The sequence below is a fragment of the Saccharopolyspora sp. NPDC049426 genome (assembly GCF_040676935.1).
Classification (GTDB): Bacteria; Actinomycetota; Actinomycetes; order Mycobacteriales; family Pseudonocardiaceae; genus Saccharopolyspora.
Map to the genome: position 1 here is coordinate 24,977 of NZ_JBFAPZ010000006.1, position 18,217 is coordinate 43,193.

Annotated in this window: 24 protein-coding genes and 1 tRNA gene; 13 read left to right on the forward strand and 12 right to left on the reverse strand. The window is 69.8% G+C overall.

Annotated elements, in window-relative coordinates:
- Window positions 1–299 precede the first annotated feature (299 nt).
- From AB0J78_RS14205 to rpmB, 7 genes are all read right to left on the reverse strand, one after another.
- Window positions 300–372: transfer RNA gene (locus AB0J78_RS14205), tRNA-Arg, on the reverse strand.
- Between the two features lie 261 nt (window positions 373–633).
- Complete coding sequence (locus AB0J78_RS14210; protein WP_363789361.1) at window positions 634–2,124, reverse strand: GGDEF domain-containing protein; 1,491 nt, start codon at window positions 2,122–2,124, stop codon at window positions 634–636.
- A 56-nt stretch (window positions 2,125–2,180) separates the two neighbouring features.
- A complete protein-coding gene (gene bluB / locus AB0J78_RS14215) occupies window positions 2,181–2,861 on the reverse strand; it encodes a 5,6-dimethylbenzimidazole synthase (protein WP_363789362.1) in 681 nt (226 codons plus the stop codon).
- Window positions 2,862–2,940: 79 nt separating this feature from the next.
- Window positions 2,941–3,165, reverse strand: a complete 225-nt coding sequence (gene rpsR / locus AB0J78_RS14220) for a 30S ribosomal protein S18 (protein WP_363789363.1) — start codon at window positions 3,163–3,165, stop codon at window positions 2,941–2,943.
- A 4-nt stretch (window positions 3,166–3,169) separates the two neighbouring features.
- Window positions 3,170–3,475 (reverse strand): 30S ribosomal protein S14, encoded by a 306-nt coding sequence (gene rpsN / locus AB0J78_RS14225; protein ID WP_363789364.1) that lies wholly within the window; start codon window positions 3,473–3,475, stop codon window positions 3,170–3,172.
- Between the two features lie 140 nt (window positions 3,476–3,615).
- Window positions 3,616–3,783, reverse strand: coding sequence for a 50S ribosomal protein L33 (rpmG, locus tag AB0J78_RS14230; RefSeq protein WP_132619411.1), 168 nt, complete (start codon window positions 3,781–3,783; stop codon window positions 3,616–3,618).
- Window positions 3,783–4,019 (reverse strand): 50S ribosomal protein L28, encoded by a 237-nt coding sequence (gene rpmB / locus AB0J78_RS14235; protein ID WP_363789365.1) that lies wholly within the window; start codon window positions 4,017–4,019, stop codon window positions 3,783–3,785. Before rpmB ends, rpmG begins: the two co-directional genes overlap by 1 nt.
- Window positions 4,020–4,116: 97 nt before the next feature.
- Between rpmB and AB0J78_RS14240 the strand changes: the two genes are divergently transcribed.
- From AB0J78_RS14240 to AB0J78_RS14280, 9 genes are all read left to right on the forward strand, one after another.
- Window positions 4,117–5,343, forward strand: a complete 1,227-nt coding sequence (locus AB0J78_RS14240; protein WP_363789735.1) for a GTP-binding protein — start codon at window positions 4,117–4,119, stop codon at window positions 5,341–5,343.
- A complete protein-coding gene (locus AB0J78_RS14245; RefSeq protein WP_363789366.1) occupies window positions 5,340–5,591 on the forward strand; it encodes a type B 50S ribosomal protein L31 in 252 nt (83 codons plus the stop codon). The genes AB0J78_RS14240 and AB0J78_RS14245 overlap by 4 nt, the downstream gene beginning before the upstream one ends.
- Window positions 5,592–5,667: 76 nt before the next feature.
- Complete coding sequence (gene rpmF, locus AB0J78_RS14250; protein ID WP_132673836.1) at window positions 5,668–5,820, forward strand: 50S ribosomal protein L32; 153 nt, start codon at window positions 5,668–5,670, stop codon at window positions 5,818–5,820.
- Between the two features lie 128 nt (window positions 5,821–5,948).
- On the forward strand, window positions 5,949–6,644 hold the full coding sequence (locus tag AB0J78_RS14255; protein WP_363789367.1) for a response regulator transcription factor: 696 nt from the start codon (window positions 5,949–5,951) through the stop codon (window positions 6,642–6,644).
- An 11-nt stretch (window positions 6,645–6,655) separates the two neighbouring features.
- Window positions 6,656–8,083 (forward strand): HAMP domain-containing sensor histidine kinase, encoded by a 1,428-nt coding sequence (locus tag AB0J78_RS14260; RefSeq protein ID WP_363789736.1) that lies wholly within the window; start codon window positions 6,656–6,658, stop codon window positions 8,081–8,083.
- Window positions 8,084–8,200: 117 nt separating this feature from the next.
- Entirely contained in the window at window positions 8,201–8,992 is a 792-nt protein-coding gene (locus tag AB0J78_RS14265; RefSeq protein WP_363789368.1) for a DeoR/GlpR family DNA-binding transcription regulator, read from the forward strand.
- Window positions 8,989–10,062: a galactose-1-phosphate uridylyltransferase gene (gene galT / locus AB0J78_RS14270; RefSeq protein ID WP_363789369.1), complete on the forward strand. Its 1,074-nt coding sequence runs from the start codon at window positions 8,989–8,991 to the stop codon at window positions 10,060–10,062. The genes AB0J78_RS14265 and galT overlap by 4 nt, the downstream gene beginning before the upstream one ends.
- Before the next feature lie 226 nt (window positions 10,063–10,288).
- Window positions 10,289–11,632: a trypsin-like peptidase domain-containing protein gene (locus tag AB0J78_RS14275; protein ID WP_363789370.1), complete on the forward strand. Its 1,344-nt coding sequence runs from the start codon at window positions 10,289–10,291 to the stop codon at window positions 11,630–11,632.
- 291 nt (window positions 11,633–11,923) lie between these two features.
- Window positions 11,924–12,424 (forward strand): MogA/MoaB family molybdenum cofactor biosynthesis protein, encoded by a 501-nt coding sequence (locus tag AB0J78_RS14280; RefSeq protein WP_132619691.1) that lies wholly within the window; start codon window positions 11,924–11,926, stop codon window positions 12,422–12,424.
- A gap of 63 nt (window positions 12,425–12,487) precedes the next feature.
- Here the strand turns inward: AB0J78_RS14280 and AB0J78_RS14285 are convergent, their stop codons facing one another.
- Window positions 12,488–12,793, reverse strand: a complete 306-nt coding sequence (locus AB0J78_RS14285) for an antitoxin (RefSeq protein ID WP_363789371.1) — start codon at window positions 12,791–12,793, stop codon at window positions 12,488–12,490.
- Window positions 12,794–12,912: 119 nt separating this feature from the next.
- On the opposite strand from AB0J78_RS14285, the gene AB0J78_RS14290 reads away from it, so the two are divergent.
- On the forward strand, window positions 12,913–13,089 hold the full coding sequence (locus tag AB0J78_RS14290) for a hypothetical protein (protein ID WP_210971115.1): 177 nt from the start codon (window positions 12,913–12,915) through the stop codon (window positions 13,087–13,089).
- A gap of 4 nt (window positions 13,090–13,093) precedes the next feature.
- On the opposite strand, the gene mscL is transcribed toward AB0J78_RS14290, so the two are convergent.
- From mscL to AB0J78_RS14310, 4 genes are all read right to left on the reverse strand, one after another.
- Window positions 13,094–13,564 carry a large conductance mechanosensitive channel protein MscL gene (mscL, locus tag AB0J78_RS14295; RefSeq protein ID WP_363789372.1) on the reverse strand — a complete coding sequence of 157 codons (471 nt, stop codon included), beginning with the start codon at window positions 13,562–13,564 and terminating at the stop codon, window positions 13,094–13,096.
- A gap of 147 nt (window positions 13,565–13,711) precedes the next feature.
- Window positions 13,712–13,888: a hypothetical protein gene (locus AB0J78_RS14300; protein ID WP_363789373.1), complete on the reverse strand. Its 177-nt coding sequence runs from the start codon at window positions 13,886–13,888 to the stop codon at window positions 13,712–13,714.
- 240 nt (window positions 13,889–14,128) lie between these two features.
- Window positions 14,129–14,455: an FmdB family zinc ribbon protein gene (locus tag AB0J78_RS14305; RefSeq protein ID WP_363789374.1), complete on the reverse strand. Its 327-nt coding sequence runs from the start codon at window positions 14,453–14,455 to the stop codon at window positions 14,129–14,131.
- 97 nt (window positions 14,456–14,552) lie between these two features.
- Window positions 14,553–15,146, reverse strand: a complete 594-nt coding sequence (locus tag AB0J78_RS14310; protein ID WP_363789375.1) for a 5-formyltetrahydrofolate cyclo-ligase — start codon at window positions 15,144–15,146, stop codon at window positions 14,553–14,555.
- A 37-nt stretch (window positions 15,147–15,183) separates the two neighbouring features.
- Between AB0J78_RS14310 and AB0J78_RS14315 the strand changes: the two genes are divergently transcribed.
- From AB0J78_RS14315 to AB0J78_RS14325, 3 genes are read left to right on the forward strand one after another with little or no spacing between them, the layout of a single operon-like run.
- Window positions 15,184–16,086 (forward strand): UTP--glucose-1-phosphate uridylyltransferase, encoded by a 903-nt coding sequence (locus AB0J78_RS14315; RefSeq protein ID WP_363789376.1) that lies wholly within the window; start codon window positions 15,184–15,186, stop codon window positions 16,084–16,086.
- A gap of 60 nt (window positions 16,087–16,146) precedes the next feature.
- A complete protein-coding gene (gene glp / locus AB0J78_RS14320) occupies window positions 16,147–17,370 on the forward strand; it encodes a gephyrin-like molybdotransferase Glp (protein ID WP_363789377.1) in 1,224 nt (407 codons plus the stop codon).
- 6 nt (window positions 17,371–17,376) lie between these two features.
- On the forward strand, window positions 17,377–18,042 hold the full coding sequence (locus AB0J78_RS14325) for a GNAT family protein (protein WP_363789378.1): 666 nt from the start codon (window positions 17,377–17,379) through the stop codon (window positions 18,040–18,042).
- The last annotated feature ends 175 nt before the right edge of the window (window positions 18,043–18,217 follow it).

Below are 18,217 nucleotides of genomic sequence, written 5' to 3' on the forward strand. Positions count from 1 at the left end.
GGACAAGCGAACGCCAGCTCGAAACAGATGGCGGGCGGCATGCGGATGCGCGAACAGCATCGTGCTTAGCACGCCTAGAAGAAGCCCAACGCGCATGCGGGCCGCGCTGGTCGAGATCGATCCGGTGCTCCAATGCGGCCTGGCGACTGATCAGATGCAGACCGGGCTCCTTGTGCACGCGCATTGCACGTAACTATCGGCTGACCCCGACAGGCAGAAGCCGACAGTGACCGACGCACAGAACCGCCCCGAACCGGATATGGCCTGCTCAGAGGCGGTTTTCTGTAGGTGAACGAGAGCGCCCCCGGCAGGATTCGAACCTGCGACACCGGCTTTAGGAGAGCCGTGCTCTATCCCCTGAGCTACGAGGGCCTGATCGGAGGGTACCTGGGTGGGGGTTCGGGTTCGGCACCTGGTCGTGCCTGCGGGCCGCGTAATCCGCTTACCGCGGTCGGCGCTTATGGCCAGGTGGTCTTCACTGCTGGTGTGCTCGTGAGGTGGTCAGGTCGCGGAGAACCGTCGTTGATCACTTCGGCGCCCTCGGTGTCTTAGCGGTCTTCAACGCATGCCATCTAGAGAGGCCATATTGGACAGTCCCTGGTGAAACAGCGCGCGTCACAATAGTTTCGGCGTTCATCGGTTGGGTTCTGGGTGGTCGGTGCCGTTCTCCACTCGGTTTCGGCCTGCTCGTTTGGCCTTGTAGAGGCCGATGTCGGCGGCTGCGAACAGCTGGTCCAGGTTGTGGGGGCCGGAGGCCACGCCGATGCTGACCGTTGGTTTCTTCTCCAGCCTGCCCAGGACCAGTCGCCAGTCGTGGGCGTTGACCGCTGCGCGGATGCGTTCGGCGACGACCGGCCCGGCTTCGAGGGAGTCCTCGGAGGCGTCGACCAGCAGCACGACGAACTCGTCACCGGCCCACCGGCACAGCAGGTCGCCCGCGCGGCATTCGCGGCGCAGCAGGTTGGCGACCTCCTGCAGGACGACGTCGCCCGCGGTGTGCCCTGCGAAGTCGTTGACCTTCTTGAAGTAGTCGACGTCGAGCAGCACCAGCCACGGGGTCCGGCCGGCCGAGGCGTTTCGTTCCAGCAGGACGGGGGCCATGCGTTCGAGGCCTAGGCGGTTGGCGAGGCCGGTGAGCGGGTCGCGCAGGGCGGCTTCGCGGGCGGCCATCGCCATCCGCTGCGCCTGCGTGGCGACTCTACGCTGCTCCAGGGCTTGGCCTAGACCTTCTTTGAGGATGTCCACGGCCGACACCGCTGCGGTCACCGCGCGGCGCAGGGCCGCTGCCTCGCCCACCGGATCGCCGAGCTGCCTGCAGATCTCGGCGAGTTCGCGGGAGAACCGCATCATCAGGAACGATTCGTGGATGTTCTCGGCGCTCTCGAGCGCGCGGCTGGCGAACGTGCGGGCCTCGGTCAGGACGCCCTGCGAGCGCCTGAGGACGGCGAGCACCCAGTTCGCCAGCGCCATCGCGTAGCCGTCGGAGGTGTCGCGGCTGAGGGCGAGCGTCTCGTGCGCGACGCGCTCGGCCGCCTCCACGTCGCCCATGCCGGCGAGCGACCGGGCCAGGCAGGCCAGGGCGCTGCGCTTGACGCGTCCTGGCTTGGCCAGCGACTGGGCTTCCTCGCAGAGCTCGCGGGCTGCGGCGAACTGGTGGGCGGCCTGCTCGGGCTGGCTCGCAGCGCGGAACACCCGGGCGATGCCTTCGCGGAGCTCGCAGTGGGCCAGCGAGGGCTGGTCGCCCGAGTCGCGGGCGATCTGCACCGCCAGCGACATCAGGTCCATCGCCGGACCTCGCCGCCCGATGCCCTCCAGCAGGAAGCCCAGCATGCTGACGGTGTGGGCGGCCGATCCGCCGCTCGGCGGCTGCGTGTCGAGCTCGGTCCAGCCCTCGGCGATGAGCTCCAGGGCGAGGGGGATGCGGCCCAGCCGCCAGGCCAGCAGGGCGCGGTGCACCAGGACCGTGGACCGGACCCAGCGTTCGTCGACGAAGTTCGAGCCGCCGGCGAGCAGCTCGTCGAAGGCGGCGTCGGCCTCGGTGAAGCTGCCAGCGTCGAGCAGCCGCCTGACCTGGCGGTCCTGGGCCGGTATGTGCCCGGCGAGCGGTAGTTCCTCCGGCTGCACGCGACCTCGTCGTCAGCACGTCATCGTGGCCGCTCGGGTGAGCGACTTGTCCGAGGTTACCGGTTGCGACCGCGTCCGTACGCTTCGTAGTGGATGACGTCGTCCAGAGGCATCCGCTGGCGCCAGCCGTGCCGTTCGAGGTCCGGAGTGTCGGCGAGCTCGCGAACCGGTCCCACGCACAACCATGCCACCGGCCTGACCTCGGAGGGAACTCCGAGCAGCCGTCGCAGGAACTCCTCGCGGTAGAAGCTGACCCAACCCACCCCGAGGCCTTCGGCGGTCGCCGCCAGCCACAGGTTCTGGATCGCCAGGCACACCGAGTACAGGCCGGCGTCGGCGATGGCGTGCCTGCCCAGCACCTGCGGTGCTCCCCGGCGCGGGTCGTAGGTGACGGCGATGCCGAGCGAGGACTCCACGATGCCCTCGACCTTGATCTTGCTGAAGGTGTCGGCGCGCTCGCCGTCGAGCTTGCTGGCGAACACGCTGCGCTCGGCCAGCACGTGCTCGCGGAACGTGCGGCGCGTGTTCGCGTCGCGGACCAGGATGAAGTCCCACGGCTGGGAGAGCCCGACGCTCGGCGCGGTGTGCGCGGCGGTGAGCACGCGGCGCAGCACCGGCTCGGGGAGTTCGGCGCCGGAGAACTCGCGGCGGACGTCCCGTCTGCGGTTGATCACGTCGTAGAGCTCGGCGGCGGGTGCGGAATCGGTCAGGCCGGGGGTGTGTCCAGGGGTCTTCATCGCGATCAATGCTGCACCGGGGATACCGGTCACCCGGGTTCAGGGTGACCGGTATCGCACGGCGTTCGACCGGATCGTCCTATTTATGGTGGTACGGGAGCAGTGCCATCTCGCGGGCGTTCTTGATCGCCTTGGCGACCTCGCGCTGCTCCTGCGCGGTCAGTCCGGTGACCCGGCGCGAGCGGATCTTGCCCCGGTCGGAGATGAACTTGCGCAGCAGCGTCACGTCCTTCCAGTCGACCTGGACGACGCCCTCGCGCTGCAGGAGGTTCGGCTTCCTGCGGCGTTCGACGGGTCGGCGCATGCGATCACCAGCTCGACTTCGTCACGCCAGGCAGCTCGCCCTTGTGCGCCATCTCGCGCAGGCGCACGCGCGACAGCCCGAACCTGCGGAAGTAGCCGCGCGGACGCCCGTCCACGGTGTCCCGGTTGCGCAGCCGGACACGGCTGGCGTCCCGGGGCTGCCGCTGCAGCTCGCGCTGGGCCTCGACACGGGCACCGGGTTCGGTCTCGGGTGAGGCGATGATCCGCTTCAGCTCGGTCCGCCGCTCCGCGTACCGCTCGACGACCTCCTTGCGCTGCTCGTTCCGAGCGATCTTCGACTTCTTGGCCACGATGTCCTCTCTGCTCTGCGTCCTCGACCAGTGGTTTCGTGATTTCAGTGGAAATCGGGGTGCGGAGTTCAGTGGAAATCGGGTTCCGGACTTCCACTGAAATCCGGTCACTCCCGGGGTGGGTGGTGACCTGGGGTTGGTCAGCGTTCTTCTCTGAACTCGACGTGCTTGCGGGCGACCGGGTCGTACTTGCGCAGGCGCATGCGGTCGGGGTTGTTGCGCCGGTTCTTGGTGGTGACGTAGGTGAATCCGGTGCCCGCGGTGGAGCGGAGCTTGATCACCGGTCGGGTGTCGGTGCTCTTGGCCATCAGATGCGTTCCCCTCGCGCGCGCATGTCGGCGACGACCGCGTCGATGCCGCGCTTCTCGATCGTCTTCATTCCCTTGGTCGACACCCGCAGCCGGATCCACCGGTTCTCGGCGGCCAGCCAGTAGCGCTTGTTCTGCACGTTCGGCAGCCAGCGGCGGCGGGTTTTGCGGTTGGAGTGCGAGACCTGGTTGCCGTAGCCCGGCTTCTTGCCGGTCACCTGGCAGCGGACTGACATGACCTACCTCTCGATAACGACATCCATTTTCATATAGCTGACGGCCAGGGTAGCGTGTCGGCAGCGAAGATGAAAACCGTTGTCGATTGAGGTGGGGATGTTCACCGATCCGTCCGAGCGGACGCCGCTGCTGCTGGTGGCAGGCCTCCGCGAGAGCCAGGTCGCCGAGGCGGCCGAGGTCGCGCGCCTCCGCGACCCGTCAGGAACCGCGCTGGTGCACGCCGACCTGCGCTCGGTCGCCGAAGGAGTGGTGCGCCGCGAGGTCAGGCACGGCGACCACGTCGACAGCCACGTCCTCGAACTCGCGCACGGCTGCGTGTCCTGCACGCTGCGCGAGGACCTGCTGCCGCTGCTGCGCAGGCTCGCCGCCGCCCCCGACATCAACCGCATCGTCATCCGGCTCGACCCGGCGCTGGAGCCCGAGGCGATCTGCTGGGCCCTGCGCCACGTCGAGGTCGACGGCCGCCCGCTGCTCACCGACGTCGCCATCGAGGCCGTGCTGACCACGGTCGACCTCGAAACCTGGCTGCCCGACGCCTCCGGCGAGGAGGAGCTCGCCGAACGCGGACTGGGCGGCAGCGCCGACGACGAGCGCACCGTGGCGCAGGTGGCCGCCGGGCAGGCCGAGTTCGCCGACGCGATCGTGCTGGTCGGAGCCGCTGAGGACCGCTGGCAGCGGGTCCGCACCGAAGCCGTGCTCGCCCGGCTCACCCCGTCGGCACCGTTGGCCCACCTCGACGACCTGGACCTGACCGCGCTGCTGACGCGCATCCCGAACGACTCCCGGCGCGGCGAGGTCGACGGGCCGCACGGCCGGCTGCTGCGCGGCCAGCCGTCGCTGGACACCGACGCGGGCGTGGCCACCGTCCTGTTCGAGGAGCGCCGCCCGTTCCACCCGAAGCGGCTGCACGAAGCCGTCGACATGCTGCTGGACGGCGTGGTGCGCACCCGCGGCCGGTTCTGGGTGGCAAGCCAGCCCGACGACTCGCTGTGGCTGGAATCCGCAGGCGGCGGGCTCGCCGTCGCCCACGCCGGACCGTGGCTGGCGACCGTCGACGACTGGGACGGCCTGTCCGACGACCGGCGGCTGAGGGCCGAGCTGACCTGGGACGACTACTACGGCGACCGGATGAACGAACTCGTCGTCATCGCCCACGAAGCCGACCCGCACGAGATCGTCCGCGCGCTGCGCGACGCCGTGCTCACCGACGACGAACTCGCCGCGGGCGAGCAGGAGTGGGCGCAGTACCCGGACCCGTTCGCCGACTGGCGCACCGAACCGTGCGCCGAACCCGCTGAATCCGAGTTGAGGGGAAACCAGTGAAACCCGACATCCACCCCCGCTACGAGCCCGTGGTGTTCCAGGACCGCACCACCGGCAAGAGCTTCCTCACCCGCTCCACCGCGACCTCCGACGCCCGCATCGAGTGGGAGGACGGCAACACCTACCCGCTGATCACGATCGACGTGACCGCGTACTCGCACCCCTTCTGGACCGGAAACCAGCGGGTCATGGACACCCAGGGCCGGGTCGAGAAGTTCCGCCGCCGCTACGGCGAACGTCGCCGCTGAGACATCGCTCGCCTGCGCGAGTTGAGTCCCACACCTGAAGCAGCGGCTTCGCCGCACTCCGAGAGAAGGGCCTGACATGGCAGTTCCCAAGCGCAAGACCTCGCGGGCCAACACCCGGCACCGCCGCTCGCAGTGGAAGGCGAAGGCGCCCGAGCTGGTACCGATCGTGGTGGACGGCGAGCGGAAGCTGGTGCCGCGCGCGTTGATCCGCCACTTCCAGGAGAAGTGAGCGCATCCGGCGCGCGTCGTCACGCCGAGTGAACGACGCGCGCCGGGCCGAGACGGCCGTCACCTCGACGGGCGAGGTAGGGCGGGGGCTCTCAGCTCGTTCTCAGGGCAACGGGTAACACTGTCCGCATGCGCATCCTCGTCGTCGACGACGATCGTGCCGTGCGGGAGTCGCTGCGAAGGTCCCTGCAGTTCAACGGGTACCAAGTGGAGCTCGCCGCGGACGGTCAACAAGCACTGGACCACCTGGCCGACAACCGCCCGGACGCCATGGTTCTCGACGTGATGATGCCCCGGCTCGACGGCTTGGAGGTGGCGCGGCGGCTGCGCAGCACCGGTGACGATCTGCCGATCCTGGTGCTCACCGCCCGCGACGCCGTGTCCGACCGGGTCGCCGGGCTCGACGCCGGCGCCGACGACTACCTGCCCAAGCCCTTCGCCCTCGAAGAGCTCCTCGCCCGGCTGCGCGCGCTGCTGCGCCGCGCCACCCCGCTCGAGGGCGGCCCCGACGCGCAGCCCGCCGCGCTGCGCTTCGCCGACCTGGAGCTGGACCCGGGGACCCGCGAGGTCCGCCGCGGCGAGCGCTCGATCAGTCTCACCCGCACCGAGTTCGCCCTGCTGGAACTGCTGATGGCGCACCCCAAGCAGGTGCTCACCCGCAGCAGGCTGCTCGAAGACGTGTGGGGCTACGACTTCCCGACCTCGGGCAACGCCCTGGAGGTCTACATCGGCTACCTGCGCCGCAAGACCGAGGCCGAGGGGGAGACGAGGCTGATCCACACCGTTCGCGGTGTTGGCTACGTGCTCCGCGAGACGCCGCCATGATGGGCAATCCGATGGCCGTTCCGGCACCGCCGCCGCCCGACCTGGACAACCCGCCGCCGCCCAGCAGGTTGCAGCGGGTGTCGCTGCGCAACCGCGTCACCTGGCTGGCCGCGATGTGCGTGGCGGGAGCGGTGGCGCTGGTGTCGGTCGGGGCGTTCGTGACCGTGCGCGACAGCCTCTACCAGCAGCTGGACGACAGCCTCACCGAACGCGCGGTGGAGGCGGCCGAGGGGCCGCTGGTGCGCACCTCCGACCTGCAGCAGGTTCCGGTGGCGTTCTTCGTCGCCACCAACTTCAAGATCAACGTGCTCTCCGCCGACGGCACCGTGTTCGGCCCGGAGCAGCGCCCGCCGATGAGCGTGCTGGAGCTGTCGGTGGCCAAGGGCGAGGCCCAGCGCTCGCTGCGCACCGACAAGGCGAGCAACAGCCGCGTCGTCGCGGTGCCCACCGGGCGCAACGCGGCACTGGTCATGTCGACCTCCCTGCAGCCCACTCAGCGGACGTTGGCGCAGCTCAGCGTGGTCCTCGTGGTGATGGGCGGGGCCGGCATCCTGCTCGCCGCAGCCGCCGGGACCGCGGTGGCGCGCGCCGGTCTGCGACCGGTGCAGCGGCTGACCGCCGCCACCGAACGCGTCGCGCTGACCGGCGACCTGCGGCCGATCCCGGTGAGTGGCGACGACGAGCTGGCGCGGTTGACCGCGAGCTTCAACGGGATGCTCAGCGCTCTGGCCGAATCCCAGGAGCGGCAGCGACGCCTGGTCGCCGACGCCGGGCACGAGCTGCGCACACCGCTGACCTCGCTGCGCACCAACCTGGAGCTGCTGCTCGCGGCCGCCCGGCCGGACGCGCCCGTGCTGTCCGAGCAGGACCGGCGAGAGATGTTCTCCGACGTCCAGGCCCAGGTGGAGGAGCTGTCCGCGCTGGTCGGTGACCTGGTCGAGCTCGCGCGCGAGGACACCCCGCAGGCCGTGCACGAATCGGTGGACCTGGTCGACGTCGTCGAGCGCGCGCTGGGGCGGGCCAGGCGGCGCGCGCCGCGCACCGAGTTCGACGTGCGGCTGAACCCGTGGGTGATGATGGGCGATGCGACCGCGCTGGAGCGGGCGGTGCTGAACCTGCTGGACAACGCCGCGAAGTGGAGTCCCGACGGTGGCCACGTGCGGGTCGACCTTCACCCGAAGGAGGGCACCGGGCTGGCGGTTCTGGAGGTCGCCGACAGCGGACCTGGCATCACCGAAGCCGACCGGCCCTACGTCTTCGAGCGCTTCTACCGGTCGTCGGACGCGCGGACGCTGCCCGGTTCCGGGCTGGGGCTGTCGATCGTCAAGCAGGTCGCCGAGCGCCACGGCGGGTCGGTGCTGGCTGCGGAGGCTCCCGAGGGCGGCGCGCTGCTGCGCATGACGCTGCCGGGGAACTCTCAGCAAAACGAACAGCAATGAACACCCATTCGTAACTTCAAGCCCCAACTCCCCGGCTGTCGGGCCGGTTATCCGTCAGGTATTGTTGGTTTTTGTTGACTTGATGACAGAAAGATGACGCCCGGCCAGGGAGTGGACGTGCTCGCACGACAACGCCAGGAAGTGATCCTCGACGAAGTGCGGCGCACCGGGGCCGTGCAGGTCGGCGAGCTGGTGCAACGACTCGGCGTGTCGGACATGACGATCCGCCGCGACCTCGACGCCCTCGCCCGCCGGGGCCTCGTCGAGAAGGTCTACGGCGGTGCGACCTCCACGATCGGCAACAGCACCGACGAACCCGGCTTCGAGGCCAAGTCCGTCCGCCAGCTCACCGAGAAGGAAGCCATCGCGAAGCTCGCCGCCGACGAGATCCAGCCCGGCACCGCGATCGGCATGTCCGCCGGAACCACCACCTGGACGCTCGCGCGCCAGCTCGACGACATCCCGGACCTGACCATCGTCACCAACTCGGTCCGCGTCGCCGACGCGCTGCAGCAGCGCGGCCGCGTCGACCGGACCGTCGTGCTCACCGGTGGTGTCCGCACCCCGTCCGACGCGCTCGTGGGACCCGTCGCCGTGCAGTCGCTGCGCTCGCTGCACCTGGACCTGGTGTTCCTCGGCGTGCACGGGATGGCCCCGCGCGCCGGCTTCACCACGCCGAACCTCAACGAGAGCGAGACCAACCGGGCCTTCGCCGAAGCCGCGGGCCGGTTGGTGGTGGTCGCCGACAGCTCCAAGTGGTCGACCGTCGGCATCTCCACGATCGTCGACTTCGACGAGGTCGACCTGCTGATCAGCGACGAGGGGCTGCCGCCGGACGCGCGAGAGCTGCTGGGCGAGCACGTCGAACTGCTGCTGGCCGAGCAGCGGTCAACGGAGGAGGAAGAGTGAAGCGCACCGCGCGCCGCCTGGTCGACGGTCGGGAGATCATCTACTTCGACGACGAACCGGGACGGGAACGCACCGCGGAGGACACCCGCGAGCTCCCGCCCCAGGCCCCGGCGTCGGAGATGCGGCGTGATCCGCTGACCGGGGAGTGGGTGGGGATCGCCGCGCACCGGCAGTCCCGCACCTACAAGCCGCCGGCCGCGATGTGCCCGCTGTGCCCCAGCTCCCCGGGACGTCCCAGCGAGATCCCCGAGTCCGACTACGACGTGGTCGTCTTCGAGAACCAGTTCCCGTCGTTCGCGCAGGGCATCCCCGGTGAGCCGGCCACCGTCGGCGGCATGCCGATGGTGCCCGCGGCACCGGCCAGCGGACGCTGCGAGGTCGTCTGCTTCACCTCCGACCACAACTCCTCCTTCGGCTCGCTGAGTGCGAAGCGGGTCCGCAGCGTCGTCGACGTCTGGGCCGATCGCACCGCCGCTCTCAACGAAACCCCGGGTGTCGAGCAGGTCTTCTGCTTCGAGAACCGCGGTGAGGAGATCGGCGTGACGCTGCACCACCCGCACGGGCAGATCTACGGCTACCCGTTCGTCACGCCCAAGACCGAGACCATGCTGCGGGTCGCCGAGCAGTACCGCGCCGAGCACGGCACGCACGTCATGGGCGACGTCCTGGCCGCCGAGCGCGCGAGCGGCGAGCGGGTGCTGGTCGACTCCGAGCACTGGACGGCGTTCGTCCCGGCCGCCGCCCGCTGGCCCGTCGAGGTGCAGATCGTGCCGCACCGCCAGGTCCCCGACATCGCCGCGCTCACCGACGACGAGCGGGACGACTTCGCCACCACCTACCTCGACGTGCTCGGCCGCCTCGACGGGCTCTACGACAAGCCGCTGCCCTACATCGCCGCTTGGCACCAGGCGCCGGTGAACACCGGGCGCGATCTGTCGTGGCTGCACCTGGAGCTGTTCTCGGTGCTGCGCAGCGCGGACAAGCTCAAGTACCTCGCCGGGTCCGAGTCGGGTATGGCGGTCTGGATCAACGACGCGACCCCCGAGCAGATCGCCGCGCGCCTCCGCTGACGTCGTCGGTGGTCAGGGGCGGGTGTGGTTCGAACCGTCCATGATCAATGCCGGTTCTGCCGGGTCGGTTTGGACCAGAACCGCCAGCGGCTTCCACGTCCCCCGGTCCGCATCCTGCGCTTTTGCCGGTTTGGTCGGGGTGGGTGAGGACGATCATGGGACTTATCATGCGTGCCCACAGTCAGATCTCAGGCACTTCTCAGACGCCCGGAGCACAGTGGGAGCCATGACCGAACACACCCCGGAATTCGGTGACAAGCCGGAAGAGCCGAAGCCGAGCGGAGACGGCGTCGGCGCGGGCGATACCCCTCCATCCGGGGTGCCGTCCCAGCAGCAGAGCGCCCAGCCCGGCCCGTCCCAGCAGCCGACCCAGCCCGCCCAGCCGCAGGGCCAGCCCGCCGGGCAGTACGGGACCCAGCAGTACCCGTACGGCATGCACCAGCAGTACGGGCAGCAGCCCTGGCCCGGGTACGCCTCCGGTCAGGCGACGCAGCAGAAGAAGTCCGGCCGCGGCCTGGTCACCGGTGTGGCCGCGCTCGCGCTGGTGTGCGGCCTGGTCGGCGGCGGTGTCGGCGGGTTCGTCGGGTACCAGCTCGGCGGTGACAGCAGCACCGGTGCCAGCGCGCTCGACGAGTCCAAGCCCGCCCGCAGCGCCAGCACCGCTCCCCAGGGGTCCGTCCAGCAGGTCGCGCAGAAGGTCCTGCCGAGCGTCGTGCAGATCCAGATCTCCAGCGCGCAGGGCTCCGGCGAGGGATCGGGCATCGTGCTCAGCAGCGACGGCCTCATCCTCACCAACAACCACGTCGCCGAGGGCGGCCAGAGCGGACGGCTGACCGCGCTGTTCCACGACAACCGCACCGCGCCGGTGCGCGTCGTGGGCACCGACCCGAAGTCCGACCTCGCGGTGGTCAAGGCCGACATCACCGGGCTGACCCCGGCCGAGCTCGGCCGCAGCGATGATCTGCCCGTCGGTTCGCAGGTCGTGGCCATCGGTTCGCCGTTCGGCCTGTCCGGCACGGTGACCAGCGGAATCATCAGCGCCAAGGACCGTCCGGTGCGCGCGGGCGGCGAGTCGGGCAGCCAGGACACCGTGCTCAACGCGCTGCAGACCGACGCCGCGATCAACCCCGGCAACTCCGGTGGCCCGCTGGTCGACATGGACGGCCGCGTCGTCGGCATCAACTCCGCGATCTACAGCCCCGGCACCGGCCAGGAGCAGGCCGGCTCGGTCGGCCTGGGCTTCGCGATCCCGATCGACCAGGCCCGCCGCATCGCCAACGAGCTCAAGGAGACCGGCTCGGCCACCCAGACCACGCTCGGGGTGACGATCACCAACGCCAACCAGCCCGGAGCGCAGGTCCAGGACATCATCCCGAACGGACCCGCCCAGGCGGCCGGGATCAAGCCCGGTGATGTGATCACCAAGATCGACGACCGGGCTCTCCTCGACGCGGACGCCCTGGTCGCGGCGGTCCGCTCGCACAACCCCGGTGACCACGTCCGGTTCACCATCGGCGGCCCCGGCGGGGAGCGCACGGTCGACGTGACGCTCACCGGCCAGAAGGGCTGACCCCCTGATCGCGTCGGCCGAGTTCCCGCGGCCCATGCCCCCTTCCTGCGTCGCGGGACCGGCCGACGTGTCCAAAGCCCCTCCGCAGAACTCGTTCTGAGCAGCGGTGCGGGCGGCGGAACCTCAGACGCCGGCGGCGTCATCGTCGGGGTGGTTTTGAAGATCGATCGACACCTGGGGAGGACCATGTCCGACAAAACGACCACCATGACCGGCATCGCGCCGAAATTGGTGGAGCTCGCCGACTCCTATGAACTGACCGAACCCGACCTTGGCACTACGGTTACCGGCATGGAACGCAGCGCGCAGCGGCTGGGGCGGGCTCTCGTGGTCGTGGTGGACGACCGGGTCGCCCAAGGAGAGCAGGAAGACAACATCGGTCCACTGGTGACCGAGTTGCTGGAAGAAGCCGGATTCATCGTCGACGGAACCGTCGCGGTGGCCGGGGAGACGGTGGACATCCGCAACGCGCTGAACACCGCGGTGATCGGTGGCGTCGACGTGGTGATCACGGTCGGCGGCACCGGGGTGTCGCCCCGGGACGTCACCCCCGACGCCACCGCCGGGGTGCTGGACCGGCCGATCCCGGGCATCGCCGAGGCGCTTCGGGCCTCCGGGCTGGCCGCGGGTGCGGTCGACGCCGGGGTGTCGCGCGGTCTCGTCGGCGTCTCGGGCAGCACGCTGGTGGTGAACCTGTCCGGTTCGCGGGCCTCGGTCCGCGACGGCATGGCGACCCTGACTCCGCTGGTGGCCCACGTGATCGAGCAGCTCTCGGGGCTCGACACCCCCTGAGCCCGGAACGACAACGGTGGCGGCTCCCGCGCGGGAACCGCCACCGTTGTTCTGTCCAGCTGATCAGCCGGGCTTCGAGCCGCCGGTGGGGTCGTCCGGACCCTTGTCCTGCGAACCGCTGGGGCCAGGTCCGGGGCCGGGATCGTCCTTGGCGGAATCCCCGCTCGAGGAGTCCCGCTTGAGCACGCCCTCCACCTTGCCGCTCACCGACTCGATCCGGTCGTGGTACTTGCCGCCCGTGGCCTTGTCCAAGCTCGACTTGGCGGCATCGAGCCCCTTGGCGGCGCTGGGGCCCGCCTTCTCGGCGAACTCCTCCGCCTTGCCCTTGGCTTGGCCGGCCAGTTCCTTGGCCTTGTTCAGGAAACTCATCGCAGCCTCCCTGCGTCGCTGTCTCCCGCGACGGCGAGACACGTACTCACTGTAACCGATTTCACACTCGGTGATACCGGTTCGTGCGCGAACCGCTGCGATCGAGGCAGGATGGACAGGTGACCAGCGAATCGCCCCAGGCGAAGCCCGAACGCGAGAAGCGCCGCAGGCTCGCCGAGATCTTCGGAGACGTGCTGCCGGAGACGACCTCCGACGACCGTCCCGAGCCGACCTCGGCGAACACCCGCGAGAGCTGGTACCGCGAGAACCGGCCGCCGCACCACGACGCTCGCTAGGGCGTCAGTTGCGCGAGGCGGCCTTGCCGTTGCCGGTGCCGGTGGTGGCCTCCTCGTCGGTGGCCAGGCCCTCGATGCGCGGCAGGCCCTGCTCGGCGCGCATCAGGTTGCGGATCTCCATCAGCAGCTCCACGTCGGTGGGCTCGGACTGGCCGTCTTCCTTGCCCTTCTTGCGGCGCTCGGAAATCTTGTTCATCGGAACGACGAACAGGAAGTAAACGACAGCCGCCGTGATGAGGAACGTGATCACGGCATTGATCACCGCGGCGAAGTCGATCGTCGAAGCCTTGTTGCCTGCGACGATCTCGATGCTCAGGCCGGTGACGTTCCCGCCGCCGGTGGCCGCGATCAGCGGCTTGATGATGCTGGTGGTGAACGCCGTGACCAGGGCGGTGAAAGCGCTACCGACGACAACCGCGACGGCGAGGTCGATGATGTTGCCGCGCATCAGGAAGTCCTTGAATCCCTTGAGCACGTGGAAACTCCTCTCGAAGAATGCGAGTCCGGATTTCCCGGATCGATGATCGCGCCGCATTCGCCGCGGCGCGGCGCGGGCGCGGGCACAGGAGGGCAGCGTAACGGTAACCGAATGGGGGAAAGCAATTGCTCATCGCTGAACCGCTCAGGTGGCGGCTGTGGCGATGTCCACAACGGAGTGCTGGCCGATGGCAAGGACCAGGGCCAGCAGCAGGAGGACCGCGGCCGTGATCCGGCGCAGCCACAGCACGCCGCGCCTGCTCGGCAGCAGGTGACGGAGCCGGTCGAGCGGCGTGGGATCGAGCCCGGAGTCTGCGCGCATGTCGCCCCCTGGTGCCTTCGGAGAGATCGGACGCGTTCGAAGTTAAGGACGTGCCCGATGCCGAGGAAGGGGGAAGCACGAATCTGTGGATGGATTCGTCGCCTGTGGATAACTCGCTTCACTCGAAAGAATCAACGAGTTCGATTGTCGATCACGGAATGACGCGGGAAGTCGGACTTTTCGCGCGCATGGCAAAACCGCCGGCCACATTCGAGTGACCGGCGGTTGAATTGTGCGGAATCAGGAAGCCGCGGCGGTGGTGCTGCTGCTCGAAGACGAACTCGAAGACGACGAGCTCGAAGACGACGAGTCCGACGAGGACGAGCTCGACGACGAACCGGAGTCCGAGGAGCTCGACGAGGACGACGAGCCGCTCGTGCTCGACGAGGACGACCGGTTGTCGGTCCGGTAGAAGCCGCTGCCCTTGAACACGATGCCGACGGCGTTGAACAGCTTGCGGAGTCGGCCGTTGCACTGCGGGCACTCGGTGAGGGAGTCCTCGCTGAACGACTGCACCTGCTCGAATCGATGGTCACATTCGGTGCAGGCGTACTGATATGTGGGCACGGCCGCGAACCTCCGAAATCTGGGCTTGGCACTCAAACTACGGGAGTGCTAACCCGATAATGCTAGACAACGGGTGTCCAGTGCAAACAGTGCTACGTCACATCGGCAGCCTCACGACCCCGCGCGCGGGGGTAATGACGCTGGTCATCCGCACGTCGTGGTCCTCGCCGGGCAGCGACGGGACGAACTCGGAGTCCCGCACCACGCCCAGCAGTTCCGCCGCCGGGTCGCGCAGCACCAGCGACCGGTCGTAGTGACCGGCGCCACGCCCGAGCCGGACGCCCTGGTGATCGACGCCCAGCGCGGGGACCAAGATCACTTCCGCCTGGCCGATCGCCGCGGCGCCCAGCCGCTCGCCCGCGGGTTCGAGGAGCCCGAACGTGGCCGGTCGCAGCGAGTCCGGACCGGTGTACTCGGCCCATTCCAGCGGCTGCTTGCCCGCCACGACCGGCAGCAGCACGCGCAGACCCGCCTCGCGCAGCACCGAGGGAAGATCCGCTCCCGGCTCCGGGCCGACGGGCACGTAGGCGGCCACCGCGTTCAGCTCGCGCTGGGCCAACCAGCCCAGCAGGTTCGACAGAAGTGCCTGGTCATCGGCCTTCCTGGCGGGTTCGTCCAGCTCGTCGCGTTGGAGCAGGAGTCGGCTCCGCCATTGCGCTTTCGACGTACGAAATTCATCCGGTGAGCTCACGGGTTCACTGTAGGTTTGACCGATAAGCTGCGGCGTCATGAGCAGCCCGACGAGCACGCCGACCGCGTTCCGGACCGCCATCGTGCCGGCAGCAGGACTGGGAACCAGGTTCCTGCCCACCACGAAAGCGGTGCCCAAGGAGTTGCTCCCGGTCGTGGACACCCCCGGGATCGAGCTGGTGGCGGCCGAGGCTGCCGAGGCCGGTGCGCAGCGCCTGATCATCGTCACGTCGCCCGACAAGGGCGCGGTCGCCGACTACTTCCAACCCAGCCCCGAGCTGGAGCAGACCCTCAAGGCCCGCGGCAAGGACGACCTGCTGGCCAAGGTGCACCGGGCCTCGGAGCTGATCGAGGCCGAGACCGCGCTGCAGGAGAAGGCCCTCGGCCTCGGACACGCCGTGGGTTGCGCCGAGTCCGCCCTCGCCGACGACGATGACGCGGTCGCCGTGCTGCTGCCCGACGACCTGGTGCTGCCGACCGGGGTGCTGAAGCGGATGGCACAGGTCCGCGCCCGCTACGGCGGCAGCGTGCTGTGCGCCTTCGACGTCCCCCGGGACAAGATCTCCGCCTACGGCGTCTTCGACATCGCCGACACCGACGCCGACGACGTCAAGATCGTCAAGGGCATGGTCGAGAAACCCGCCCCGGCCGACGCGCCGTCGACGCTGGCCGCCGCCGGCCGATACCTGCTGGACCGGGCGATCTTCGACGCGCTGCGCCGCATCGAGCCCGGCGCCGGTGGCGAACTTCAGCTGACCGATGCCGTAGCGTTGCTGATCTCCGAGGGACACCCGGTTCACGTCGTGGTCCACCACGGTGGGCGACACGACTTGGGAAATCCTGGCGGTTTCCTGAAAGCTGCGGTGGACTTCGCGCTAGCGGATCCCGAGTACGGGCCGGACCTGCGGGACTGGCTCGCCGACCGGATCGACAGAAGCTGATGCCGAGCGCCGGGTAGGCCGACCCCGGCACCGGTGAGGAGCGGGGAAGAGGCGACAGCCATGAGGTCAGTGGACGAGCAGCTGGCGCGCGTGCTCACGGCCGCCGTCCGGCCCGCCCCAGTTCGGGTGGCGATCTCGGAGGCGCAGGGGTTGCTGTGCGCCGAAGAGGTCGTGGCCGAACGGGCGCTGCCCGGATTCGACCAGGCCGCGGTCGACGGCTACGCGGTGCGCAGCGTCGACGTGCAGACGGCCGCCGAGGAGTCGATCGTGCTCCCGGTGGTCGGGGAGATCCCGGCCGGTTCGCGGCAGCCGCGCAGGCTGCAGCCCGGACAGGCGGTGCGGGTCGCCACCGGCGCCCCGCTGCCGACGCTCGCCGACGCCGTCGTCCCGCTGGGCTACACCGACGAGCACCCCGCCAAGATCACCGTGCAGCAGCCGGTCCCCTCGGCGGCGTTCGTCCGCCGCACCGGTGAGGACGTGCAGACCGGCGACGTCGCCGTGCGGCGCGGGGCGCCCATCGGCTCCGCGCAGGTCGGGCTGCTGGCCGCGGTGGGCCGCGACAAGGTGCTGGTGCACCCGCGTCCCCGCGTCTCGATCATCTCCCTGGGCGACGAGCTCGTTGACGTCGACCGCACGCCCGGCCAGGGCCAGGTCTACGACGTCAACTCCTATGCCCTCGCCGCCGCGGCGCGCGACGCCGGAGCCGAGGTCACCCGCGTCGGCATCGCCAGCAACGACCCGCGCCGGTTGCGCGAGGTCGTCGAAGGACGGCTGCTGCTTTCGGAGATCGTGGTGATCGCGGGCGGTGTCGGCGGTGCCGCGGGCGGCGACGTGCGCTCGGCGCTGGCCGACCTCGGATCCCTCGACGACGACCGGGTGGCGATGCAGCCCGGTTCGGTGCAGAGCTTCGGCCGGCTCGGCCCGGACGAGATCCCGACGTTCGTGCTGCCCGGCAACCCGGTGAGCGCGCTGGTGGTCTTCGAGGTGCTGGTCCGGCCGCTGATCCGCTCGGCGCTGGGCAAGGAGAACCCGAACCGCCGCAGCGTCTCCGCCGAGCTGCTCTCGCCGATCACCGCGGCCAAGGGCCGTCGCGGATTCCTGCGCGGACAGCTGCTGCGCGACCCCAAGAACGGCTCCTACCTGGTGCAGCCCCTGGGCACCTCCGGTTCGCACCTGCTGGCGTCGCTGGCCGAGGCGAACTGCTTGATCGTCGTGGAAGAGGACATCACGGAGGTCGCGGCGGGCGAGGACGTGCAGGTGCGGTTCCTCTCGCAGCGTTCGTGAGCGCGGATGCAGCCCACCGACTCTGATGGGTTCCCGATCGGGCGCCACCCCGGCTGGCCCGCGCGGCTCGGTCCGCTGCGGACCGAGCGCGGCACCGTGGCCCTGCGGCCGCTCCGGCTCCGCGATGCCGGACTGTGGAGTCGGACGCGCTTGCAGGACCGCGACTACCTGCAGAAGTGGGAGCCGACGGCCCTCGGCGGCTGGCGGGAGCGCAACTCGCCCTCCGCTTGGCCCGCCCAGTGGGCGGCGCTGCGCGGCATGGCCCGCCGGGGCCAGGCGCTGCCGTTCGCGATCGTCGTCGACGGCGAGTTCGCGGGTCAGCTGACCATCGGCAACGTCGTTCGCGGGGCGCTGCGCTCGGCGTGGGTCGGGTACTGGGTGGCCAGCAGGCTGGCCGGTGGGGGAGTGGCCCCGGCGGCCGTCGCGCTGGCCATCGACCACTGCTTCGGCCCGGTCGGGCTGCACCGGCTGGAGGCCACGGTCCGCCCGGAGAACGACCGCAGCATCCGCGTGCTGGAGAAGTCCGGGTTCCGCCGCGAAGGGCTGTTCCAGCGGTACCTCGACGTCGCCGGAGGGTGGCGGGACCACTACGTCTACGCCCTGACCACCGAGGAAGTCCCCGACGGAGCCGTCGCTCGCCTGATCCGCTCCGGCGGCGCCACCCGCTCCTGAACTCCTGAGATCGAACGCACACCGTTACCACCGATCTGCGGCAACGCACCTGAGGTTGGGCCGGATGGTCGTTCGAACGAGCGCATTCGGCGGTGCGGAAGGCGACACGCCGGTGTCGATGTTGCTCGCGACTGCTCTGTTCGTGCGGTTCTGTAGTCGGAGGCACAACTGTTGC